The sequence below is a fragment of the Streptomyces sp. NPDC003248 genome, from assembly GCF_055563235.1.
This window is the reverse complement of record NZ_JBVHDT010000001.1, coordinates 400,742-422,488: the sequence shown is the minus strand read 5'-3', so window position 1 is coordinate 422,488 and position 21,747 is coordinate 400,742. Positions and strand designations below refer to the sequence as shown.

The following is a 21,747-nucleotide window of genomic DNA, read 5'->3' as shown; positions in this document are numbered from 1 at the left end:
GGGTTTTCCCCATACATCCATTGCGATTCGGTCAACTGTCCCCAAACACCTGTTCCTTGCGTAAAGCTGTGCGGTCGTCCGGGATCACCGTCCGGACACGCGCGATCAGGCGGGAAACGGCCCGGTCACGCGACGCTCGTTCCTTTACCAACAAGGGATGCCGATGACCCACACCCCCCAGCGCGAACCCCGACCGGGCGCGAGACGAGCGGCCCGCATAGCCGTGGCCGCGGGTCTGGTGGCCGCGCTGTCCGCGGCCGGCCCGATACCGGCGGCCTTCTCCGCCGACGGGACCCCGGCCGCCGCCGACCCCGCCGTGAAGTCCGCCGCCGACAAGCTCGGCTCCGACGACGCCGACCTCCTCGCCGACGCCAAGGCGGCCGGCGACAAGAACGTCACCCTGATGGTCGCCACCGCCCCGGGCAGCACCGAGCAGGTCGCCGAGGAACTGGACGCGGTCAAGGGCGGTTCCGTGGGCCGCTCCTACGACAAGCTCGGCTACGTCCGCGCCACCGTCCCGACGGGCCGGGCGGACGCGGCGATCGCCGCCGCCGCGAAGCTGTCCTCCGTCCACGCCATCGACCTGCGCCAGGAGATCGCCCTCGACGACCCGGCGCCGAGCGCGGACACCGCGAAGGGCGCGAAGGCCACCGCCACCGCGACGACCTACGCGGCGCCGAACGCGAAGACCCCGGCGGAGAACCCCTACAACCCGTCCTTCGAGACGGGCGCCGTCGACTTCGTGAAGGACAACCCGAAGGCGGACGGCCGCGGCGTCACCATCGGCGTCCTGGACTCGGGCGTGGACCTCGCGCACCCCGCGCTCCAGAAGACCACCACCGGTGAACGCAAGATCGTCGACTGGGTGACCGCGACCGACCCGATCATCGACGGCGACGCCAGCTGGCGTCCGATGGTCACCTCCGTCTCCGGCCCGTCCTTCACCTACGGCGGCCGCACCTGGACCGCGCCGGCGGGCAGCTACTCGGTCAACGTCTTCCGCGAGTCGGCCACCGCGGGCGGCGACGCCCAGGGCGACGTCAACCGCGACGGCGACACCACCGACGTCTGGGGCGTGCTGTACGACGCGGCGGCCGGCACGGTCACCGTCGACGTGAACAACAACGGCGACTTCACCGACGACACCGCGATGAAGCCCTACAAGGACGGCTTCCAGATCGGGTACTTCGGCACCGACGACCCGTCGACCGACGTCGCCGAGCGGCAGCCGTTCGTCGTGGAGTACCGCAAGGACGTCCCGATGGACCCCTACGGCGGGACCTGGGTCGGCAAGACGGCCGACTTCGTCAACATCGGCCTCATCGCCAGCGAGCACGGCACCCACGTCGCCGGCATCACCGCCGCCAACGGCCTGTTCGGCGGGAAGATGAACGGCGCCGCCCCCGGCGCGAAGATCGTCTCCTCCCGCGCCTGCGTCTTCGGCCCCGGCTGCACCAACGTCGCGCTCACCGAGGGCATGATCGACCTCGTCGTCAACCGCGGCGTCGACATCGTCAACATGTCGATCGGCGGCCTGCCGGCGCTCAACGACGGCAACAACGCGCGCGCCGAGCTGTACACCCGCCTCATCGACACCTACGGCGTCCAGCTCGTCATCTCCGCCGGCAACGAGGGCCCCGGCGCCAACACCATCGGCGACCCCGGCCTGGCCGACAAGGTGATCTCGGTCGGCGCGGCGATCTCCAAGGAGACCTGGGCCGCCAACTACGGCTCGCAGGTGGAGAAGAAGTACGCGCTGCTGCCGTTCTCCTCGCGCGGCCCGCGGGAGGACGGCGGCTTCACGCCGACCCTCGTCGCCCCGGGCGCCGCGATCAACACCATCCAGACCTGGCTGCCGGGCGCCCCGGTCGCCGACGCCGGCTACACCCTGCCGGCCGGCTACGCGATGCTCCAGGGCACCTCGATGGCCTCCCCGCAGGCCGCAGGCGCCTCGGCGCTGCTGCTGAGCGCCGCGAAGCGCGCGGGCATCGAGCTGACGCCCGCCGACCTGCGCACGGCGCTCACCTCGACCGCCGACCACATCAAGGGCCTCCAGGCCTACGAGGAGGGCGCGGGCGCCATCAACGTCGTGGACGCCTGGGAGGCCGTCGAGGACGGCGCCACCGCCCACGAGTACACGGTCAAGGCCCCCGTCGACACCGCGATCGACTTCGCGCTGGAGACCCCGGGCTACGGCACCGGCATCTACGACCGCGAGGGCGGCCTGAAGGCCGGCCAGAAGAAGACGTACGACGTCACGATCACCCGTACGACCGGTGCCGACAAGGCGATCCGCCACGAGCTGCACCTGGAGAACAACGCGGCCGGCACCTTCAGGATCCTCGGCTCGGACGAGGTGAAGCTGCCGCTGAACCAGCCGGTGACCGTCAAGGTCCAGGCCGCGCCCAAGTCCGCGGGCATCAAGAGCGCGATCCTCGAGGTCGACGACCCGCGGACCGAGGGCATCGACAAGCAGGTGCTCAACACGGTCGTCGTCTCGACGCCGGTGGCGTACACCTTCACCGCGAAGAACAGCGTCCAGCGCAACAGCTCGCAGAGCTACTTCCTGACCGTGCCCGAGGGCGCGACGTCGCTGGAGGTCGCGATCGGCGGGCTGAAGGACAAGAGCCAGACCCGCTTCATCTCGATCCACCCCTACGGTGTCGCCGTCGAGGACAGCTCCACCGTCTACTGCTACAACAACTACCTCGACGGCAACGGCTGCCGGCCGGACGCCCGCTCCTACGCCGACCCGCAGCCCGGCGTCTGGGAGATCGAGGTCGAGTCGCGCCGTACCTCGCCGCTGCTCGACAACCCCTACACGCTGGACGCCACCGTGTACGGCGCGGCCTTCGACCCGGAGACCGTGACCGTGCCCGAGGCGAAGGTCGGCACCCCGGCCGCCGTCTCCTGGACGGTGACGAACGACTTCGCCGCCGTCGACGGCACGCTGGCCGGCGGCCCGCTCGGCTCGTCCAAGACGGCCCGTCCGACCATCGCCGACCACGAGAACCAGACCACCACGGTCGAGGTGCCCGCGGGCGCCGCCTCGCTGGACGTCTCCATCGGCGGGGCCTCCGACACCTCCGCCGACCTCGACCTGACGGTGTACGACGCCGACGGCAACCAGGTCGCGCAGCAGGCCGACGGCGACTCGGAGGAGGCGGTCTCCATCCCGTCGCCCGCCGCCGGCACCTACACCATCGAGGTCGCGGGCTACTCGGTCCCGGCCGGGACGACCGCGTACGACTACCTGGACGTGTTCTTCTCGTCCTCGCTCGGCACGGTCGACGTCGACGGGTCGGCGCCGGTGAAGCTGGCCACGGGCGCCTCCGCGGCGGTCTCCGCGACCGTCACCGCGCTGGCCCCCGCGCCGGAGGGCCGGGCGTTCTTCGGCCAGGTCCAGCTGGTCAACGCGCGCGGCACGGTCGTGGGCCTCGGCAACGTGGCCATCGAGAAGGTCACGTCGTAGTACCTCGGCAGACGAAGTAGGGGGGCGGGCGTCCGGACGGGCGCCCGCCCCTCGTTTCTCTCGTTCATTCGCAGGCCGTGCCGCCCGACTCCGGCAGCGCGCGGGCCAGGGCCGACCGCCCGGCGGCGATCCCGTCCTCGCCGACGGCCCAGGCGTCCGGGGACGCCGACCCCCGCGCGAAGCCGACCAGGACGCGGTCGCCCTCGGTGAGCAGGGGCTTTGCGCCCTCCTCCGTCACGAAGCCGACCTCGTCCTGCCCGCCCGACGCCGGCTTGTACGAACGGGTCACCCGCAGGGTGACGCGCTCACGGGTGGTGCCGGGCACCCGGTCGACGTGCGTCACCTCGCCCTCGACCACCAGCCGGGCGCAGGCGAGGTAACGGGGGTCGCCGAAGAGGTCGCCGGCGGCGCCGGACGCGGCCGCGCCCCCGTCGGCGACGGACTTGTCGGCGCCGCTGGACGCGCCGCTGCCGTCCGCCCCCCGGCCCGCCTGGACGACCAGCCACCCGCTCCCCACGACCAGCGCACCGGCGGCGGCCACCGCTGCCGTCCGCAGGGCGAGCGTGAGGAAGCGGCGCCGGGGCGGCCGTACGGAGGCCGGTGCCGGAGCCGGTGCCGGAGCCGGGGCCGGCCGGGTCAGGGCGTCCGCGACGAGGCCCAGCTGGGCGCGCAGCAGTGCCACGTCGGCCGTCGCCGCGCGGTGCGCGGCCAGGAGGGCGGGGTCGGCCCGGGCCTCCTCGGGCAGGGGGATGTCCAGGATGGCGGCCATCAGCGGGTCCAGGCCGTCGGGAGTGTGGTGGCTGCCGTAGCCCTCGTGGCCGGTGTTGCCGTCGTAGCTGTTGTGGCCGTCGTGGCCGTCGTGGCCGTCGGGCGCCCCGTGTCCGTGTTCGTGTCCCGCGGGCATGTCACACCACCTCGTCCTCGTGCAGGTGGGCGCGCAGGGCCCGGACCGCCGTGTGCAGGCGGCTCTTGACCGTGCCCTCCGGGACGCCCAGTTCCCGGGCGATGGAGCGCACCGGCAGGTCGGCGTAGAACCGCAGGACGACGACCTGGCGCTGGGCGTCGGGCAGCTCGTCCAGGCCCCGGGCGACGGCGAGGGAGAGCACGCTGGTGTCCTCGCCGGAGGGGTGCTCGTGCTGGCGCAGCGAGGCCAGCCGCTCCCCGAGGCGTTCCTGCCGGCGTTGGGCCCGGTGCCAGTCCATGGCGAGGTTCGAGGCGACGACCGCCGCCCACGCGGAGACGTCCCGGGGTGCCTCCTGCCCCTTCGCCGCGCGCTCCAGCAACCGCAGGCGGACCTGCTGCACCCCGTCCGGCAGGTCCGCCTGCGGTACCCCGCCCAGCGCGAGCACCGCCCGCACCCGGCGTTCCTGCGCCGCGTCCAGGGGATCGCCGTACGCGTCCCCCCGGGCGCGGCGGGCCGCCCTTCCGCGCAGCACGGACACCCCTCCCCTCCCCGCGTTTCCCCTACGACGCCGCAGCGCGCCGAAACGTTCGCCGTGAGCGCGGGAAAGTGCGCAGAGGCGTACGTCACACCGTCGTGTGCGCCGGGGGCGGGTGGGCAGGCGAGCTTGCGGCGCGGGCCCGTCCGCGGGCGAATTTCTCCAGTTCAGCGGGGGTGCGGGCGGTAGTTCCGCACCCGGTGGCCGTACCGGTGTGTCCCATTCCTCGGGCGTCGACCGCAAAGAATTGGACAGGTGGGCCCGGGTCGGCCGCATGATGGAAAAGCCTCGGTCGAACAAGGCAGCCGCGAAGAGCGTGAAAGACAGGGAGTCGTCGTGAGGGTCGGAATCGTCGGAGCCACCGGTCAGGTCGGCACGGTCATGCGCAGGATCCTCACGGAGCGGAACTTCCCCGTCACGGAACTGCGCCTGTTCGCCTCGGCCCGCTCCGCGGGCACCGTCCTGGACGGGGTGACGGTGGAGGACGCCTCGACGGCCGACTACACCGGTCTGGACATCGTGCTGTTCTCGGCGGGCGGCGCGACCTCGAAGGCCCTGGCCGAAAAGGTCGCCTCGCAGGGCGCCGTGGTGATCGACAACTCCTCCGCCTGGCGCAAGGACCCCGAGGTCCCGCTGGTGGTGTCCGAGGTGAACCCGCACGCGATCGCCGACCGCCCCAAGGGCATCATCGCCAACCCGAACTGCACCACGATGGCCGCGATGCCGGTGCTCAAGCCGCTGCACGCCGAGGCGGGCCTCGAAGCCCTCGTCGTCGCGACGTACCAGGCGGTGTCCGGTTCCGGCCTCGCGGGCGTCGCCGAGCTGCACGGCCAGGCGCAGAAGGTCGTCGCCGACGCCGACAAGCTGACCCACGACGGCGGGGCCGTCGCCTTCCCCGAGCCGGGCGTGTACCAGCGGCCCATCGCCTTCAACGTCGTCCCGCTCGCCGGCTCGGTCGTCGACGACGGCCTGAACGAGACGGACGAGGAGCAGAAGCTCCGCAACGAGTCCCGCAAGATCCTGGAGATCCCCGGGCTGAAGGTCTCCGGCACCTGTGTGCGCGTCCCGGTCTTCTCCGGCCACTCCCTCCAGGTCAACGCCCGTTTCGCCCGCCCGATCAGCGCCGAGCGCGCGACGGAGCTGCTGGCGGACGCCGAGGGCGTCGTCCTCACCGACATCCCGACGCCGCTCCAGGCGGCCGGCCAGGACCCGTCGTACGTGGGCCGCATCCGCCGGGACGAGACGGTGGAGAACGGCCTCGCCCTGTTCATCTCCAACGACAACCTCCGCAAGGGCGCGGCCCTGAACGCGGTGCAGATCGCGGAGCTGGTGGCGGCGGAGCTCCAGGGCTGACCGCCGCCCCTTCCGTCGGATCCCGCAGGGAGCACCGACCCGGCGGGTAGCACCGACCCCGCAGGGACCATCGCCTCCCTGCTCGACGGCCCGGACGTGGACGAGCGCCACGGCCGGGCCGTCGTGCGGACGGCTACCGCGCGTCCGCCGCCTGGGCCTTCAGGGCGCGCTCCACGCCCGCGCGGGCCTCGGAGACCAGACGGCGCAGGGCCGGGGTCGGCTCGGCGGAGGTCAGCCAGGCCTCCGTCTTGCGCAGGGTCTCCTCGGAGACCTGGATCGCCGGGTAGAGGCCGACGACGATCTGCTGGGCGATCTCGTGCGAGCGGGAGTCCCAGATGTCCTTGACGACGTCGAAGTACTTGTCCGTGTACGGCGCGAGCAGCTCACGCTGGTCGGTCTGGACGAAGCCGCCGATGACGGCCTCCTGGACGGCGTTGGGCAGCTTGTCGGACTCGACGACCTGCGCCCACGCCTCCGCCTTCGCCTCCGGCGTCGGGCGGGCGGCGCGGGCGGTGGCCGCGTGGCGCTCACCGGCGGCCGTCTTGTCGCGCTCGTACTCGCCGGCGATCTCCGCCTCGTCGAACCGGCCGACCGCCGCGAGCCGCTGCACGAACGCCCAGCGCAGCTCGGTGTCGACGACGAGTCCCTCGATCGTCTGCGTCCCTTCCAGCAGGGCCTCGAGGAGGTCGAGCTGCTCGGGGGTGCGGGCGGTGGCGGCGAACGCCCGCGCCCACGCCAGCTGGTGGTCGCCGCCGGCCTCGGAGGAGCGCAGGTGGGCCAGCGTGGCGTCGGTCCAGCGGGTCAGCAGGGCCTCGCGGGCGGCCGGGTCGGCGTACAGGTCGAGGGCGAGCTTGACCTGCCGGTGCAGGGACTGCACCACGCCGATGTCGGACTCCTTGCCGATGCCGGACAGCACCAGGGACAGGTAGTCGCGGGTGGGCAGTTCGGCGTCGCGGGTCATGTCCCAGGCCGACGCCCAGCACAGGGCGCGCGGCAGGGACGCCTCGAAGTCGCCGAGGTGCTCGGTGACGAAGGCGAGCGACTGCTCGTCGAGGCGGACCTTGGCGTACGACAGGTCGTCGTCGTTGAGCAGGACGACGGCCGGGCGGCGCTCGCCGGTCAGCTGCGGTACGGCGGTCAGCTCGCCGTCCACGTCCAGCTCGACGCGCTGCCCGCGCACCAGCCTGCCGCTGTCGTCGAGGTCGTAGAAGCCGACGGCGATGCGGTGCGGGCGCAGGGTCGGCTCGCCCTTGGCGCCGGCCGGGAGCGGCGGGGCCTCCTGGCGGACGGCGAAGGAGGTGATGACGCCGTCGGCGTCGGTCTCGATCTCCGGGCGCAGGACGTTGATGCCGGCCGTCTCCAGCCACGCCTTCGACCAGGCCTTCAGGTCGCGGCCGGAGGTCTCCTCCAGGGCGCCGAGGAGGTCGGAGAGGCGGGTGTTCCCGAACGCGTGCGCCTTGAAATAGGCCTGCACGCCCCGGAAGAACTCGTCCATGCCGACGTAGGCGACGAGCTGCTTCAGGACGCTCGCGCCCTTGGCGTAGGTGATGCCGTCGAAGTTGACCAGGACGTCGTCGAGGTCGTTGATCTCGGCCATGATCGGGTGGGTGGAGGGCAGCTGGTCCTGCCGGTAGGCCCACGTCTTCATGGAGTTGGCGAACGTCGTCCAGGAGTGCGGCCAGCGGCTGCCGGGCGCGTAGGCCTGGCAGGCGATGGAGGTGTAGGTGGCGAACGACTCGTTCAGCCACAGGTCGTTCCACCACTCCATGGTGACCAGGTCGCCGAACCACATGTGGGCCAGCTCGTGCAGGATGGTCTCCGCGCGCAGCTCGTACGCGGCGTCGGTCACCTTCGACCGGAACACGTACTGGTCGCGGATGGTGACCGCGCCCGCGTTCTCCATCGCGCCCGCGTTGAACTCCGGCACGAACAGCTGGTCGTACTTCTCGAACGGGTAGGCGTAGTCGAACTTCTCCTGGAACCAGTCGAAGCCCTGCCGGGTGACGTCGAAGATCGCGTCGGAGTCGAGGTACTCGGCGAGCGAGGGCCGGCAGTAGATGCCCAGCGGCACGCTCTGCCCGTCCTTCTCGTACACGCTGTGGACGGAGTGGTACGGGCCGACGATCAGCGCCGTGACGTACGTCGAGATCCTCGGCGTCGGTTCGAAGGTCCAGACGTCGTTGCTCGGCTCGGGCGTCGGGGAGTTGGAGATGACGGTCCAGCCGCTCGGCGCCTTCACCGTGAACTGGAAGGTCGCCTTGAGGTCGGGCTGCTCGAAGGAGGCGAAGACGCGGCGGGCGTCCGGCACCTCGAACTGCGTGTACAGGTAGGCCTGCTCGTCGACCGGGTCGACGAACCGGTGCAGGCCCTCACCGGTGTTGGTGTAGGCGCAGTCGGCGACGACCCGCAGGACGTTGCGGCCTTCGAGCAGGCCGGGCAGGGCGATCCGCGAGTCCGCGAAGACCTCGGCGGGGTCCAGGGTCTCCCCGTTGAGCGTCACCTCGTGGACGGCCGGCGCCACCAGGTCGATGAAGGACGCCGTGCCTCCCTCGGCGGCGTCGAAGCGCACCGTGGTCACGGACCGGTAGGTGCCGCCCTCCTGCGCGCCGGAGAGGTCGAGATCGACCTCGTACGAGTCAACGGTGAGCAGCTTCGCCCGCTGCTGCGCCTCTTCGCGAGTCAGGTTTGTGCCAGGCACGCGGTCATCTCCTCGTCATGGGTGGATTGCGCCATCCTTCCACGCGACCGCCGCGTCGGGCGACGAACGCGCCCCCGCGGTGAGGCCCGTCCGGTCGCCCGCGCCGTCGCCCCGGCCTCCGGCGGAGACTCCGGCGGACGCGCGGGCGGACGTGCGGGCGGACGCGCGGGCGGACACGTGGGCGGACGTGCGGGCGGACACGTGGGCGGGCACTCCGGCGGACACGCGTTCCGTGCGCGTCGTGGTGCCGGGGCCTTCCGCGGCGGGCCGTGCGCCGTGCGGCTGCGGCCCGGTGACGGTGCTCGGCCGGGGAGCGCGCACGAGCTGTCCCGCCACCGTGGCGCCGAACGCCAGTGCCATGCCGGCCATCTGCACCGCCGTCAGCGACTGTCCGAGCGCGGCCCAGCCGACGGCCGCCGCGGTGAGCGGTGAGAGCGGGCCGAGGAAGGTGGCCTGCGGGGCGGTCAGCCGGCCGATCCCGCGGAACCAGAGCCAGTACGCGACGGCGGTGTTGGCCAGGGCCAGGTAGAGGTAGCCGCCGACGGCCCGGGCGTCCAGGGCGGGCGGGGCGTCCTCGACGAGAAGGGCGACGGGCGCGATGAGCAGGCCGCCGGCGATGAGCTGCCAGGCGGTGAGCGCGAGGGGGCCGGCTCCCCGCGGGCGGCCCCACTTCTTCGTCAGGACGGTGCCGGCCGACATGCAGGCCGTGGAGGCGAGCGCCGCCAGTACGCCGACCGTGTCGAGCCCGCCGGCCGCCTTCAGCACGACCAGGCTCACGCCGCCCGCGGCCGCGACGCCGGTCAGCAGGGCGCGGGGGGTCGGACGCTGCCCCAGCAGGGGGGCCGAGAGGCCGACGACGAAGAGCGGGGCGAGCGAGCCGACGGCGGACGCCGTGCCGCCGGGCAGCCGGTAGGCGGAGAGGAAGAGCAGCGGGAAGAACGCGCCGATGTTGAGGGCGCCGAGCACCGCCGCCTTGGCCCACCAGACGCCGCGGGGCAGGACCCGGGCGATGGCGAGCAGCAGCAGGCCGGCCGGCAGCGCGCGGACCAGCGCGGTGAAGAGGGGGCGGTCGGCCGGGAGGAACTCGGTGGTGACGGCGAAGGTGGTGCCCCATGAGAGGGGGGCGAGGGCGGTGAGCAGGACGGTGGCGGGCCGTCTCATGGGCGGGCACCCCTCTCCGAGGCGGAGTCTTCTTGCTTGACAGTCATTAGCTTAGCTCTAAGCAACTTGCCGTCAAGCTACTTGCTTGCGGGCGGCCGGAAGTCGGGCGGATACTCGCCCCATGAGTGCACAGCACAGGGACGCCGTCGACGCGATCGTCGCGCAGTGGGCGGTCGAGCGGCCCGACCTCGACACCACCGCCATGGAGGTCTTCGGCCGCGTCCAACGGCTCGCGCGCGCGATCGGCGACCGCGTGGAGCGCGCCTACGCCCCGCTCGGGATCTCGCGCGGCGAGTTCGACGTCCTGGCCGCTCTGCGCCGCGCCGGCGCGCCGTACACCCTCTCGCCCCGTGAGCTGTCGGCCACGCTCATGCTCACCACCGGCGGGATGACCGGCCGTCTCGACAAGCTGGAACGGGCCGGGCTGCTGCGCCGCTCCCCCGACCCGCACGACCGCCGGGGCCTTCAGGTGACGCTCACCGGGCAGGGACTGGACCTCGTCGAGGAGGCCGTCGGCAGGGGGCTCGCCGTCCAGACGGAGGCGCTGTCCGCCGCCCTGGACGCCGAACGGGCCGGCCATCTGGCCGGCCTGCTGCGGGAGTTGCTGCTGACCACGGACGATCACCGGTAGGCATCGGGGCCGCGGGGGGGCCGCAGGTGGCCGGCAGTGGCCGCGGGTGGCTGCCGGTGACCGTGGATGGGGCGGCCGGTGGCTGCTGGTGACCGTGGATGGCGGCCGGTGGCTGCTGGTGACCGTGGATGGCGGCCGGCGGTCGCGGGCCCGGAGGGCTCTCCCCGGCCCGGGCGGGACTCGGGGAGCTTCTCGGGCCGGGCGGGGGTGGGGGCTTCTCAGCCGAGGTGCGCCGTCAGCGCGGCTTCGATCTCCGGCCGGTCGGCGGTGTCGGCCGCCCAGGCCACGTACCCGTCGGGCCGCACCAGCAGCGCCGTACGCCGGTCGCTCGCCCAGTGCTCACGGTCCAGCCGGTCCGCGTGAGCGGCGTCCACCCGGACGCCGTCGGCGTCCTTCGGGGCGATGAGGACGAAACGGCCGCCGCGCAGGGCCTCGTAGAGGCGGCCGCCGCCGGCGAGGGCGACGTCCGGGACGCGGGTGCCGGTGAGGCGGTGGGCGCCGGAGGGGGCGGGGTAGCGGTAGCCGATGCCGGAGATCTGGGCCAGCGCCTCGCGGCGGAGCGGGCGGGCGACCTTGGCGACGGCCGTGACGAGGGTGCGCGCGGTGCGCAGCAGGGGGCCCCGCGCCCGCGCCAGCCGGACCAGCGCGCCACTGCTGCGCAGCACGGTCCTGCCGACGGGATGGCGTTCTGCCTCGTAGGTGTCCAGCAGTCCCTCGGGGGCCCGGCCGTGGACGGCGGCGGCCAGCTTCCAGCCGAGGTTCGCCGCGTCCTGGAGTCCGGTGTTCATGCCCTGGCCGCCGGCCGGCGAGTGGACGTGCGCGGCGTCGCCGGCGAGGAAGACCCGCCCGACCCGGTAGCGCGGCGCCTGGCGCTCGTCACTGTGGAAGCGGGAGAGCCAGCGGGCGTCGTGCATGCCGTAGTCGGTACCGAGGGCGCGGCGGGTGACCTCCCTGACCTCGTCGAGGTCGATCGGGACGTCGTCGGACACCTCGTTGCGGCGGTTCCACCCCATCACCCGGTACCAGCCGTCACCGAAGGAAGCGATCATGGCGAAGGAGTCGCCCGCGCCGTTGACGGTGAGCACGTCCTCGGGCTCCCGGGCGAGCCGGACGTCGGCGAGGAACAGCGACTTGATGACGGCGACGCCGGGGAAGGGCAGCCCGAGCGCCTGGCGTACGGCGCTGCGGTGGCCGTCCGTGCCGACGACGTAGGCGGCGCGACGGGTGACGACCGTGCCGTCCGGGCCGCGCACGTCGAGGTCCACGCCGTCGTCGTCCTGCCGCAGCCCCACCACCTCGCTCTCGTGGGCGAACTCCACACCGGCCTCGCGCGCCCTGCGCTCCAGCAGCCGCTCCACCTCGTACTGCGGAGTGATCAGCAGGAACGGGAAGCGGGAGGGCAAGGTCCCCAGGTCGAGGGTGAGGCGGCGGAAGAGGCGCAGGCCGGTGATGGTCGTGCCGGTGGCCAGCAGCGGGTCGGCGAGACCGCGGGCGTCGAACTGTTCCAGGGTGCGGGCGTGCACGCCGAAGGCGCGGGAGAGGTTGCTGATCCGGTCCGGGCGCCGCTCGAGCAAGGTCACCGGGACACCGGCGGCGGCGAGGTCCCCGGCGAGGAGCAGACCGGTGGGGCCGGCGCCGACGACGATCACGGAGCGGAGGGCGGGGTTCGGGTGCGCGGTGCCGGTCATGGTGGCCTCCCAATGCCTACGCCTGTTGTCCAACACATGTCGGCCAACGCGTGGGGGCCGACACGGCGCGCCGGTCACCACTCGGTGGTCAACGCTCGCTGGCCAACACCTGTTGGTCAACGCTTGTTGGCAAGCCTAGGGCGGCCCCGGCCGGGATGTCAACGCTTGTTGGCCCACACTTGTTGACCTGTGGCCGCGCACCTACCGCTCGTTGACCAACAGCCGTCCGCCTACGCTTGTTGGCCCACACACGTTGGCCTACGATCGTTGGCATGTCAGCGAGCCCTCCCGCCCCCCGCCGTTCCGACGCCACCCGCGCCACCATCCTCGACGCGGCCCGCGAGCGCTTCGCCGCCGACGGGTACGAGCGGGCCACCATCCGCGCCATCGCCCGGGACGCGCGGATCGACCCGTCGATGGTGATGCGCTACTACGGCAGCAAGGAGGGCCTGTTCGCGGCGGCCGTCTCCGTCGACCTGGAGCTCCCCGACCTGACCGCCCTCCCCCACCACACGGTCGGCCACGCCCTGGTGAGCCACTTCCTGCACCTGTGGGAGGAGAACGAGGTCCTCACCGCCCTGCTCCGGGTCGGCGTGACCAACCAGGCGGGCGCCGAGCGGATGCAGGGCATCTTCCGCGACCAGATCCTGCCGGTGGCGGCCGCGGTGTGCCCGGACGCCGAGCAGGTGCCGGCCCGGGCGGCGCTCTGCGCCAGCCAGCTCCTCGGGCTCGCGCTCACCCGCTACGTCCTGCGCTTCCCGCCGGCCGTGGCGCTGGCCCGGGAGGAGGCGGTGGCCTGGCTGGCGCCCACCGTCCAGCGGTACCTGACCGCCCCTCACCCGGCCTGACCCGCCCGGCCCCACCCGGCCCCACCCGGCACGACGCACGAGGGCGCCGCCCCCGTCACCGTACGGCGGAACGCGCGTACGGCGAGGGAGCGGCGCCCTCGTGCGTGAAATGTGCGGCGGGACCTGCGGCAGGCCCCGCGGTGGGACCTGCGGCGGGTCCGGGCCGGTCAGGCCTCGGCCTTGGCCTTCCCGCCCTTGACGGTGATGTTGGAGCTGGTCGGGTCCTGCCGGTCCTTGGACTTGTCGAGGACCCACACCAGGCCGGCGATGACCGCGAACAGCACCAGCGGGGCCACCACGTAGAGACCCAGCGTCTCGATGACGCTCAGGCCCGTGCCGGGGTCGTCGCCGTCGTCGCGGGTCAGCGCGAGCGCGGGGGACGACATGAGCAGCATCATCAGCGTCGTACCGGCGGCCAGGGCGCCGGCGCGCAGGGCGTTCTTATTGTCCACGGTGCCCAAGTTAGCGAACGGCCCGGAGGCCCGCGCGTCCGGGGTGCCGTAGGGGATGCCCTACGGGACGTCTCACCCGCCGCCCGGCCCGGCCGCGCCGGGCGGCCCGGCCCCGCCGTCCGGCTCCCTCAGCACCTCCAGCAGCGCCCGCACCCGCGGCGAGGCCGTCAGTTCCTCCAGCGTCACCGGGCGTCCCTCCGGGTCCGCCACGGGCAGACGCCAGTTCGGGTACTGGTCCCAGGTGCCGGGCACGTTCTGGGGGCGGCGGTCGCCGACGCCGTCGGGGAGCCAGACGCCGATCATGCGGGCGGGCGTGCGCAGCAGGAAGCGGTGGACGGCCTGGATGCCGGCCTCCTCCGAGGACGCGTCGCCGCCCCCGCCGGTGTCGCGGCGGAGCCCGAGTCGGGCGAGCAGCTCCAGCCACTCCTCCGTGTCGGCGGCGGCCTCGGCGCGTTCCTCCGTCAGGGGACGGGTGAGCAGGCCCAGCCGGTCGCGGAGTCCGACGTGCTCGCCGGTGAGGCGGGCGGCGGTGGACGGCAGGTCGTGGGTGGTGGCGGTGGCGAGGCAGTCGGCGCGCCAGCGGCCGGGCGGCAGGGGGCGGCCGTCGCCCTCCCAGTCCCGCTCGAACCAGAGCACCGACGTGCCGAGCACACCGCGCTCGCGCAGCGCCTCCCGCACGCCCGGCTCCACGGTGCCCAGGTCCTCGCCGATCACCAGCGCGCCCGCCCGGGACGCCTCCAGCACCAGGAGGGCGAGCATGGCCTCGGCGTCGTAGCGGACGTAGGTGCCCTCGGTCGGCGGTTCGCCCTCGGGCACCCACCACAGCCGGAACAGGCCCATGACGTGGTCGATGCGCAGGGCGCCGGCGTACCGGAACAGCGCCCTCAGCAGCCGTCGGAACGGCGCGTAGCCCGACTCGGCCAGCCGGTCCGGGCGCCAGGGCGGCAGGCTCCAGTCCTGGCCGAGCGCGGTGAAGGCGTCCGGGGGCGCGCCGATCGACATGCCGGCGGCGAAGTGGTCCTGCTGGGCCCAGGCGTCGGCGCCCCCGGGGTGCACGCCGACCGCGAGGTCGTGCACGATCCCGACCGGCATGCCGGCCTCGCGCGCGGCGCGCTGGGCGGCGGTGAGCTGGGCGTCCGTGAGCCAGGCGAGGCGCGACCAGAAGTCGACCCGGTCCCTCAGCTCGTCGCGGGCCCGCAGGGTCCGCGCGGAACGGGGGTCCCGCAGCCCCTCCGGCCACCGGTGCCAGTCGGAGCCGTGCACCTCGGCGAGCGCGCACCAGGTGGCGTGGTCCTGGAGGGCCTCGCCCTCCTCGGCGAGGAAGTCGCGGTAGGCGGCCTGCCGGCCGGGCCCGAGCGGCACGGCGGCGACCAGTTCCAGGGCCTCCCGCTTCAGCTCCCACACCGCGTCGCGGTCGATCAGCGCGCCCTTGTCCAGCACGGTCTCCCGCAGCCGCCCGGCCCGTGCCAGCAGCGCCCGCACCCGGTCCGGGGCGTCGACGTGGGCGTACTCGGGGACGTCCGTCACCCGCAGGTGCACCGGGTCGGGGAAGCGGCGCGAGGAGGGCCGGTACGGGGAGGGGTCGGTCGGTGTGCCGGGCACGGCCGCGTGCAACGGGTTGACCTGGACGAACCCGGCCCCCGCCGTCCGCGCGGCCCAGCCGGCCAGCTCGGCGAGGTCGCCGAGGTCCCCCATGCCCCAGGAACGTGCCGACAGGAGGGAGTAGAGCTGGACGAGGAGCCCGTACGTGCGGCCCGCGGGCGCCGGGAGGCGGGGCGGGGCCACGATCAGGTGGGCGTGGGCGGTGCGCCCGTCGGGGGCGGTGGCGGTCAGCCGGTGGACACCGGGCGGGAGCCCCTCGGCGGACGCGCGGGTGCCGCCCCGCTCGGTCTCGACCAGCAGGCGGGTGCCGTCGGGGAGGGCGGTCAGGGCGTCCGCGGGGCGGTCGGTCCACGCCACCACGGTCGGCGGCAGCAGCCGCCCGGCCAGTTCCCGCTCCCGGGCGGCCAGCGCCTCCCGGACGGCCCGGGGGGTGCCCGCGTCGACGTCCAGGGCGGCCAGGGCGCGGGCGACGGCCCCGGCCGAGGCCGTGACCGTACGGCCGGGGGAGGGCTCGTAGGAGACGGCGACGCCGTGCAGGGCGGCGAGGCGGGTCAGCTCCGCGTCGGGGGGTCCGGCCGGCCGGGGTGCGCTCATCTAGGGCCTCGTGACGTCGGGGTCCAGGGCGGCGAGCGGCGGCTCGCTGGTGAGGGGTTCGGCGGCGGGCAGCGGCGGCTCGCTGGTCAGCGGGGCCTCGGCGCAGGTTCCCTCCGCGCTGAACACGGACAGGCGGGTCTCCTCGAGGTCGGCGGTCGGCACCGCCGGGCGTTTGGAGTGGGCCGGGAGCAGCAGGGCGGTCGATGCGGCCACGGGGGCCTCCTTGTCGCGTACGGAGTCTGACGGGTCACCGCAGCCCTACCCCGTGGGCGCGACCGCAGACGTCCGAGGAGCCGACCACGCGCATCTCGTCACATTCCTCACGCCGGCATTCTCGACGAAGTGGGGCAATCATGACATGCCGACCGCTTCGGGAGGCGGGTGTGCGGCGTTCCCGGCGGGCCGGGCGGCACCCCGGAGGGCCCCGTGGCCGGGTGCCGGCCACGGGGGATGCGAAAGCCCGGGTCGTCAGGCGGAGATGCCGTCGATCCGGGCCAGTGCGTCGTCCGCGCCGTACGGCTGCAAGTACGGCAGCCAGCGCGGGTCCCTGTGGCCGGTGCCGATGATGCGCCAGGCCAGACCGGTGGGCGGGGCGGGTTTGTGGCGCAGCCGCCAGCCGAGCTCGACGAGGTGCCGGTCGGCCTTGACATGGTTGCAGCGGCGGCAGGACGCCACCACGTTGTCCCAGACGTGCTTGCCCCCGCGGCTGCGCGGGATGACGTGGTCGACGCTGGTTGCGACGCCACCGCAGTACATGCACCGGCCCCCGTCCCGGGCGAACAGCGCCCGGCGGGTCACAGGAACGGGCCCCCGATAGGGAACCCGGACGAATCGCTTGAGCCGGACCACGCTGGGTGCGGGGACTGTGACGGTCGCGCTGTGCAGGAAGGCGCCGGATTCCTCGAGGGAGACGGCCTTGTTCTCCAGGACGAGGACGAGCGCGCGGCGGAGCGGTACGACGCCGAGCGGCTCGTACGACGCGTTCAGGACCAGGACATGCGGCACGGATGCCTCCTCGGGCGTCGGCGGCGCGTGGCTCGCGCCGGGACGATCTGTGGTCAGTCTCCCCTCTTGGCTGGTGGACGCGCCACCATGTGCCGGTAACGGGCTGGGAGTGTTTTCGACCACATCGGAACCATGCCCGGGTTGACAACCCGTTCAAGCACGGGTGAGCACCGTCTCTCCTTCGCTCATCCCGCCGAAACACACACGATGCCCCGTTAGTGTGGTGATCCTGCCCGTCCGGTGACCTTTTCGTGACCTTGAACACCTTGACCGCCGCGGAACGTCCTGTCCGCCGCGCCGGACGGAGCAGTGCCGCACGTGGAGGTACCTGCTGTGTCCTTGTCCGCCGTCCTACTGGCCGCCGGTTCGTCGCCGTCGCCGTCCCCCTCGGAGTCGTCGGCGGTGACGGTACCGACGCTCCAGGACGCCCAGGAGAGCGCGACGAACGCCGCCGGCTGGGTCGAGGAGAACTGGTCGACGTGGCTCGCGATCGGCCTCCGGGTCCTGTTGATCATGGTGATCGCCGGGGTGCTGAGGGTGGTGGTGCGGCGGGCGATCACCAAGCTCATAGACCGGATGAACCGCACCGTGCAGGCCGTGGACGGCACGGCCCTGGGCGGTCTGCTGGTGAACGTCGAGCGCCGCCGTCAGCGCTCGCAGGCGATCGGCTCGGTGCTGCGGTCGGTGGCGAGCTTCCTGATCCTGGGCACCGCCGCGCTGATGATCCTGTCCACCTTCGCGATCAACCTGGCCCCGCTGCTGGCGTCCGCCGGTGTCGCGGGCGTGGCGATCGGTTTCGGCGCCCGGAACCTGGTCACGGACTTCCTCTCCGGTGTCTTCATGATCCTGGAGGACCAGTACGGCGTGGGCGACCAGATCGACGCGGGCGTCGCCACCGGCGAGGTCATCGAGGTCGGGCTGCGGGTGACCAAGCTGCGCGGCGACAACGGCGAGATCTGGTACGTCCGCAACGGCGAGGTCAAGCGGATCGGCAACCTCTCCCAGGGCTGGGCCACGGCCGGCGTCGACGTGACGGTGAAGGCCTCCGAGGACCTGGACAGGGTCAAGGCCACCCTCGACGAGGTCGCCGAGAAGATGGGCAAGGAGGAGCCCTGGAACGAGCTCCTGTGGAGCCCGATCGAGGTGCTCGGCCTGGACAGCGTGCTGCTGGACTCGATGGTCGTGCGGGTCACCGCCAAGACGATGCCCGGCAAGTCCCTCGCGGTCGAGCGCGAACTGCGCTGGCGCGTCAAGCGGGCCTTCGACGCGGCCGACATCCGCATCGTCGGCGGCGCCACCGTTCCGCCCGAGGAGGACCCGGACGTGGACCCGACGGCCGCCGTCGCGGCCCCCTCGGTGTACGCGAACACGGCGTCCCCGCAGGCCCAGGCGGCGACGCCGATCACACCGGTGGCGCCCACCAAGTAGCGGAACGGTTCAGCACACTCGTTCGAGTGAAGGTTCGGGGCATTCCGACGCCGTCGCGGCGCGGGATGCCCCATCGTTCTCCCGGGGCGCCCGACGCGGGCTTAGCCTGGCATCAGTGGCACGAGGAGAACCAGGGATGAGCACCGAGACCCTCACGGAGCCGGTCATGACGCAACAGGACCCCATCGATCTGCTGATCGCGATCGAGAAGGCGTCCGTGGCGCCGATCCGACCCGAGTACGTCGAGGGGATGGCCATGGTGCCGCCGCAACCGAATGACAACCACAACGACGGGGCCTTCAAGCTCGCCGTCCAGTTCTTCACCGCCGGTCTCGACCTGGCGGGCATGGGCAACGGCTACCGCGTGGCCCACAAGGACGGCAGGACCATGGCCCTGCTCATCCCGGATTTCTACGTCCGTCGCCGAAGGCCCACCGAACTCGACGCGTCCTACCGCAAGGCCCACAAGGGCTGGTACCCCATCGACATGCTCGCCCTCGTCGGGGAGGTCACCTCCACCAATCACGAGACGGACACCGGCCCCAAGTTCCGCACCTACGCCGCCGCCGGCGTCCCCGTCTACGTCCTGATCGACCGGCACGGCGGCACGGCCCACTGCTTCACGGACCCGGTCCTCCCGGACGACCAGCCCACCGAGGCCTACTACGGCACCGACCAGAAGGTCGACCTCGGAGACCCCCTGCCGCTCCCGGCGCCCTACCCGGCTCTGGACACCGCGCCCTTCCTGGACGACGCCGTCTGACCGGTCCCCGTCGCGGTACTCCGAGCCCCACACGCCCCGCCGTCTCGGGGGCCGTGTCTTGACGCTCCGCCGACGCCGCCCTACCGTGCCCGCATCCTTCCGGTCCGCGCCCTGGACCCCAGCACGCCGACGCCACACCGACCGCCGGCGGCGAGGTGCCGCGCGCCCTCGTCCGCGACGAACCGGGAGGAACGGCTGCCCAGCCGCCCCCCGTTCCCGCAGCAGGCTCTCGGCGAGGCGTCACCTCGACCGGAGTGAAGGGCTGAACGTACGTGAGAATCACCGTGGTGGGCGGAGGCTCGACCTACACGCCCGAACTCGTCGACGGCTTCGCCCGGCTGAGGGACACCCTGCCGGTGGAGGAGCTCGTCCTCGTCGACCCCTCGGCCGAACGCCTGGAGCCGGTCGGCGGCCTGGCCCGCCGCATCCTCGCCCGGCAGGGCCACCCGGGCCGGATCGTCACCACCTCCGACCTGGAGGCGGGCGTCGACGGCGCCGACGCGGTCCTGCTGCAACTGCGCGTCGGCGGCCAGGCGGCCCGCGCACAGGACGAGACCTGGCCGCTGGAGTGCGGCTGCGTCGGCCAGGAGACGACCGGCGCGGGCGGCCTGGCCAAGGCGCTGCGCACCGTCCCGGTCGTCCTGGACATCGCCGAGCGGGTCCGCCGCGCCAACCCCCGCGCCTGGATCGTCGACTTCACCAACCCGGTCGGCATCGTCACCCGCGCCCTGCTGCGGGCCGGCCACCGGGCGGTCGGGCTGTGCAACGTGGCGATCGGCCTCCAGCGCACCGTCGCCCGCCTGCTGGACGTGGCCCCCTCCGCGGTCCACCTCGACCACGTGGGCCTCAACCACCTGACCTGGGAGACCGGGGTGCGCCTGGGCGGCCCCCGGGGCGAGGACGTGCTGCCGCGGCTGCTCGCCGGGCACGGCGACGCCCTCGCCGCCGAACTCCGCCTGCCCCGCGCCCTGCTGGACCGCCTCCGCGTGCTCCCGTCGTACTACCTGCGCTACTACTACGCGCACGACGAAGTCGTCGAGGAGCTGCGGACGAAGCCCTCCCGCGCCGCGGAAGTGGCCCGTATGGAGGGCGAGCTGCTGCGGATGTACGGCGACCCGGCCCTGGACGAGAAGCCGGCGCTGCTCGCCCGGCGCGGCGGCGCCTACTACTCGGAGGCGGCCGTCGACCTGGCGGCCGCGCTGCTCACCGGATCCGGCAGCCCGTACCAGGTGGTGAACGCCCCCAACCGCGGCACGCTGCCCTTCCTCCCGGACGACGCGGTGATCGAGGTCCAGGCTGCGGTCGGCCCGGACGGTCCCGCCCCGCTGCCGGTCCCGCGCCCCGACCCGCTGTTCGCGGGACTGATCGCGCAGGTGACGGCCTACGAGGAGCTGGCCCTGGAGGCGGCGCTGCACGGCGGCCGCGACCGCGTCTTCCGGGCCCTGCTCGCCCACCCCCTGGTCGGCCAGTACGCGTACGCCGAGACGCTCACCGACCTGCTGATCGCGCACAACCGGGAGCATCTGGCGTGGGCCTGACCGCGAGCGTCCTGGCCGTCGACGCGGGCAACAGCAAGACGGACGTCGCGGTCGTCGCGGCCGACGGGGAGGTCCTCGGCACGGCCCGCGGCGGCGGCTTCCGCCCGCCGGCCGTGGGCGTGGGCCCGGCGGTGGACGCCCTCGCCGACACCGTCACGCGCGCGTACGCGGCCGCCGGCGTCTCCTCGGCGGCCCATGTCTCGGCCTGTCTCGCCAACGCCGACCTGCCGGCCGAGGAGGAGGAGCTGGCGGCCGCGCTGCACGCGCGCGCGTGGGGAGCGGCCGTCGAGGTCCGCAACGACACCTTCGCGATCCTGCGGGCGGGCGTGGCCGAGCCCCGGGGGGTGGCCGTCGTCTGCGGCGCCGGCATCAACTGCGTCGGCATGCGTCCCGACGGCCGCACCGCCCGCTTCCCCGCGCTCGGCCGCCTCTCCGGCGACTGGGGCGGCGGGTGGGGGCTGGCCGAGGAGGCGCTGTGGCACGCGGCGCGGGCGGAGGACGGCCGCGGCGCCCCGACCGCGCTCGCCCGGACGCTGCCGGACCACTTCGGACTGCCCACGATGTACGCCCTGATCGAGGCCCTGCACCTGCGACGCCTCCCGCCCGCCCGCCGCCACGAACTGACGCCCGTCCTGTTCGCGACGGCGGCCGGCGGGGACGGCGTGGCGAGGGCGGTCGTCGACCGCCTCGCCGAGGAGGTGGTGACGATGGCGGCGGTGGCGCTGACCCGCCTCGACCTGCTGGAGAAGGAGACGCCGGTGCTGCTGGGCGGAGGCGTCCTGACGGCCGGTCACCGCCGACTGGACGACCGCGTACGCGAGTCGCTCGCGGTGCGGGCGCCGCGTGCGGTGGTGGGCGTGGTGCGGGAGCGGCCCGTGCTGGGGGCGGCACTGCTGGGCCTGGACCGGGTGGGCGCACGGCCCGAAGCACACCGGAGGGTACGGGACTTCTTCGGGACGTGAGCGCACGGGCCGGGGTGAGCCCACGGCCGGGGGGGGGCGCACCGGGCCGGCGTGGGCGCACGCGCCGGCGTGTGCACCTGGTCGGCGTGAGCGCGCGGGCCAGGGGGCGCACC

General features: G+C 73.6%; 17 protein-coding genes. 8 read left to right on the top strand and 9 right to left on the bottom strand.

Translation table 11 applies throughout. The features are described from left to right. The first annotated feature begins 163 nt into the window (after window positions 1–163). On the top strand, window positions 164–3,472 hold the full coding sequence (locus ACZ3KJ_RS01830) for a S8 family serine peptidase (protein WP_467523819.1): 3,309 nt from the start codon (window positions 164–166) through the stop codon (window positions 3,470–3,472). A gap of 64 nt (window positions 3,473–3,536) precedes the next feature. Here the strand turns inward: ACZ3KJ_RS01830 and ACZ3KJ_RS01825 are convergent, their stop codons facing one another. Both ACZ3KJ_RS01825 and ACZ3KJ_RS01820 read right to left on the bottom strand, forming a co-directional pair. Continuing rightward, complete coding sequence (locus ACZ3KJ_RS01825) at window positions 3,537–4,376, bottom strand: hypothetical protein (RefSeq protein ID WP_467523817.1); 840 nt, start codon at window positions 4,374–4,376, stop codon at window positions 3,537–3,539. A gap of 1 nt (window position 4,377) precedes the next feature. Then, the gene (locus tag ACZ3KJ_RS01820) at window positions 4,378–4,914 is read right to left on the bottom strand and encodes an RNA polymerase sigma factor (protein WP_467523816.1); all 537 of its coding nucleotides are present in this window, start codon (window positions 4,912–4,914) and stop codon (window positions 4,378–4,380) included. A 333-nt stretch (window positions 4,915–5,247) separates the two neighbouring features. On the opposite strand from ACZ3KJ_RS01820, the gene ACZ3KJ_RS01815 reads away from it, so the two are divergent. Further along, the gene (locus ACZ3KJ_RS01815) at window positions 5,248–6,264 is read left to right on the top strand and encodes an aspartate-semialdehyde dehydrogenase (RefSeq protein WP_389512426.1); all 1,017 of its coding nucleotides are present in this window, start codon (window positions 5,248–5,250) and stop codon (window positions 6,262–6,264) included. 133 nt (window positions 6,265–6,397) lie between these two features. On the opposite strand, the gene pepN is transcribed toward ACZ3KJ_RS01815, so the two are convergent. Further along, window positions 6,398–8,962, bottom strand: coding sequence for an aminopeptidase N (gene pepN, locus ACZ3KJ_RS01810; protein WP_467523814.1), 2,565 nt, complete (start codon window positions 8,960–8,962; stop codon window positions 6,398–6,400). Between the two features lie 15 nt (window positions 8,963–8,977). Then, entirely contained in the window at window positions 8,978–10,123 is a 1,146-nt protein-coding gene (locus ACZ3KJ_RS01805) for an EamA family transporter (protein ID WP_467523812.1), read from the bottom strand. Window positions 10,124–10,244: 121 nt separating this feature from the next. Here ACZ3KJ_RS01805 and ACZ3KJ_RS01800 point away from each other — a divergent pair, with 121 nt between their 5' ends. After that, window positions 10,245–10,754 (top strand): MarR family winged helix-turn-helix transcriptional regulator, encoded by a 510-nt coding sequence (locus tag ACZ3KJ_RS01800; RefSeq protein ID WP_467523810.1) that lies wholly within the window; start codon window positions 10,245–10,247, stop codon window positions 10,752–10,754. Between the two features lie 218 nt (window positions 10,755–10,972). On the opposite strand, the gene ACZ3KJ_RS01795 is transcribed toward ACZ3KJ_RS01800, so the two are convergent. Continuing rightward, window positions 10,973–12,442 carry an FAD-dependent monooxygenase gene (locus ACZ3KJ_RS01795; RefSeq protein WP_467523809.1) on the bottom strand — a complete coding sequence of 490 codons (1,470 nt, stop codon included), beginning with the start codon at window positions 12,440–12,442 and terminating at the stop codon, window positions 10,973–10,975. Between the two features lie 272 nt (window positions 12,443–12,714). On the opposite strand from ACZ3KJ_RS01795, the gene ACZ3KJ_RS01790 reads away from it, so the two are divergent. After that, entirely contained in the window at window positions 12,715–13,290 is a 576-nt protein-coding gene (locus ACZ3KJ_RS01790) for a TetR/AcrR family transcriptional regulator (RefSeq protein ID WP_467523808.1), read from the top strand. 167 nt (window positions 13,291–13,457) lie between these two features. Here the strand turns inward: ACZ3KJ_RS01790 and ACZ3KJ_RS01785 are convergent, their stop codons facing one another. The 4 genes from ACZ3KJ_RS01785 to ACZ3KJ_RS01770 form a co-directional block, all read right to left on the bottom strand. Further along, a complete protein-coding gene (locus ACZ3KJ_RS01785; protein ID WP_389512433.1) occupies window positions 13,458–13,742 on the bottom strand; it encodes a hypothetical protein in 285 nt (94 codons plus the stop codon). 72 nt (window positions 13,743–13,814) lie between these two features. Then, complete coding sequence (malQ, locus tag ACZ3KJ_RS01780; RefSeq protein WP_467523806.1) at window positions 13,815–15,938, bottom strand: 4-alpha-glucanotransferase; 2,124 nt, start codon at window positions 15,936–15,938, stop codon at window positions 13,815–13,817. Continuing rightward, window positions 15,939–16,151 carry a hypothetical protein gene (locus tag ACZ3KJ_RS01775; protein ID WP_467523804.1) on the bottom strand — a complete coding sequence of 71 codons (213 nt, stop codon included), beginning with the start codon at window positions 16,149–16,151 and terminating at the stop codon, window positions 15,939–15,941. A gap of 255 nt (window positions 16,152–16,406) precedes the next feature. After that, window positions 16,407–16,943, bottom strand: coding sequence for an HNH endonuclease (locus tag ACZ3KJ_RS01770; protein WP_467523803.1), 537 nt, complete (start codon window positions 16,941–16,943; stop codon window positions 16,407–16,409). A gap of 333 nt (window positions 16,944–17,276) precedes the next feature. Here ACZ3KJ_RS01770 and ACZ3KJ_RS01765 point away from each other — a divergent pair, with 333 nt between their 5' ends. From ACZ3KJ_RS01765 to ACZ3KJ_RS01750, 4 genes are all read left to right on the top strand, one after another. After that, the gene (locus ACZ3KJ_RS01765; protein ID WP_467523801.1) at window positions 17,277–18,371 is read left to right on the top strand and encodes a mechanosensitive ion channel family protein; all 1,095 of its coding nucleotides are present in this window, start codon (window positions 17,277–17,279) and stop codon (window positions 18,369–18,371) included. 136 nt (window positions 18,372–18,507) lie between these two features. Further along, window positions 18,508–19,134: a Uma2 family endonuclease gene (locus ACZ3KJ_RS01760; protein WP_467523799.1), complete on the top strand. Its 627-nt coding sequence runs from the start codon at window positions 18,508–18,510 to the stop codon at window positions 19,132–19,134. 272 nt (window positions 19,135–19,406) lie between these two features. Beyond that, on the top strand, window positions 19,407–20,672 hold the full coding sequence (locus ACZ3KJ_RS01755) for a 6-phospho-beta-glucosidase (protein ID WP_467523797.1): 1,266 nt from the start codon (window positions 19,407–19,409) through the stop codon (window positions 20,670–20,672). Next, window positions 20,663–21,634, top strand: coding sequence for an N-acetylglucosamine kinase (locus tag ACZ3KJ_RS01750; protein ID WP_467523796.1), 972 nt, complete (start codon window positions 20,663–20,665; stop codon window positions 21,632–21,634). Before ACZ3KJ_RS01755 ends, ACZ3KJ_RS01750 begins: the two co-directional genes overlap by 10 nt. The last annotated feature ends 113 nt before the right edge of the window (window positions 21,635–21,747 follow it).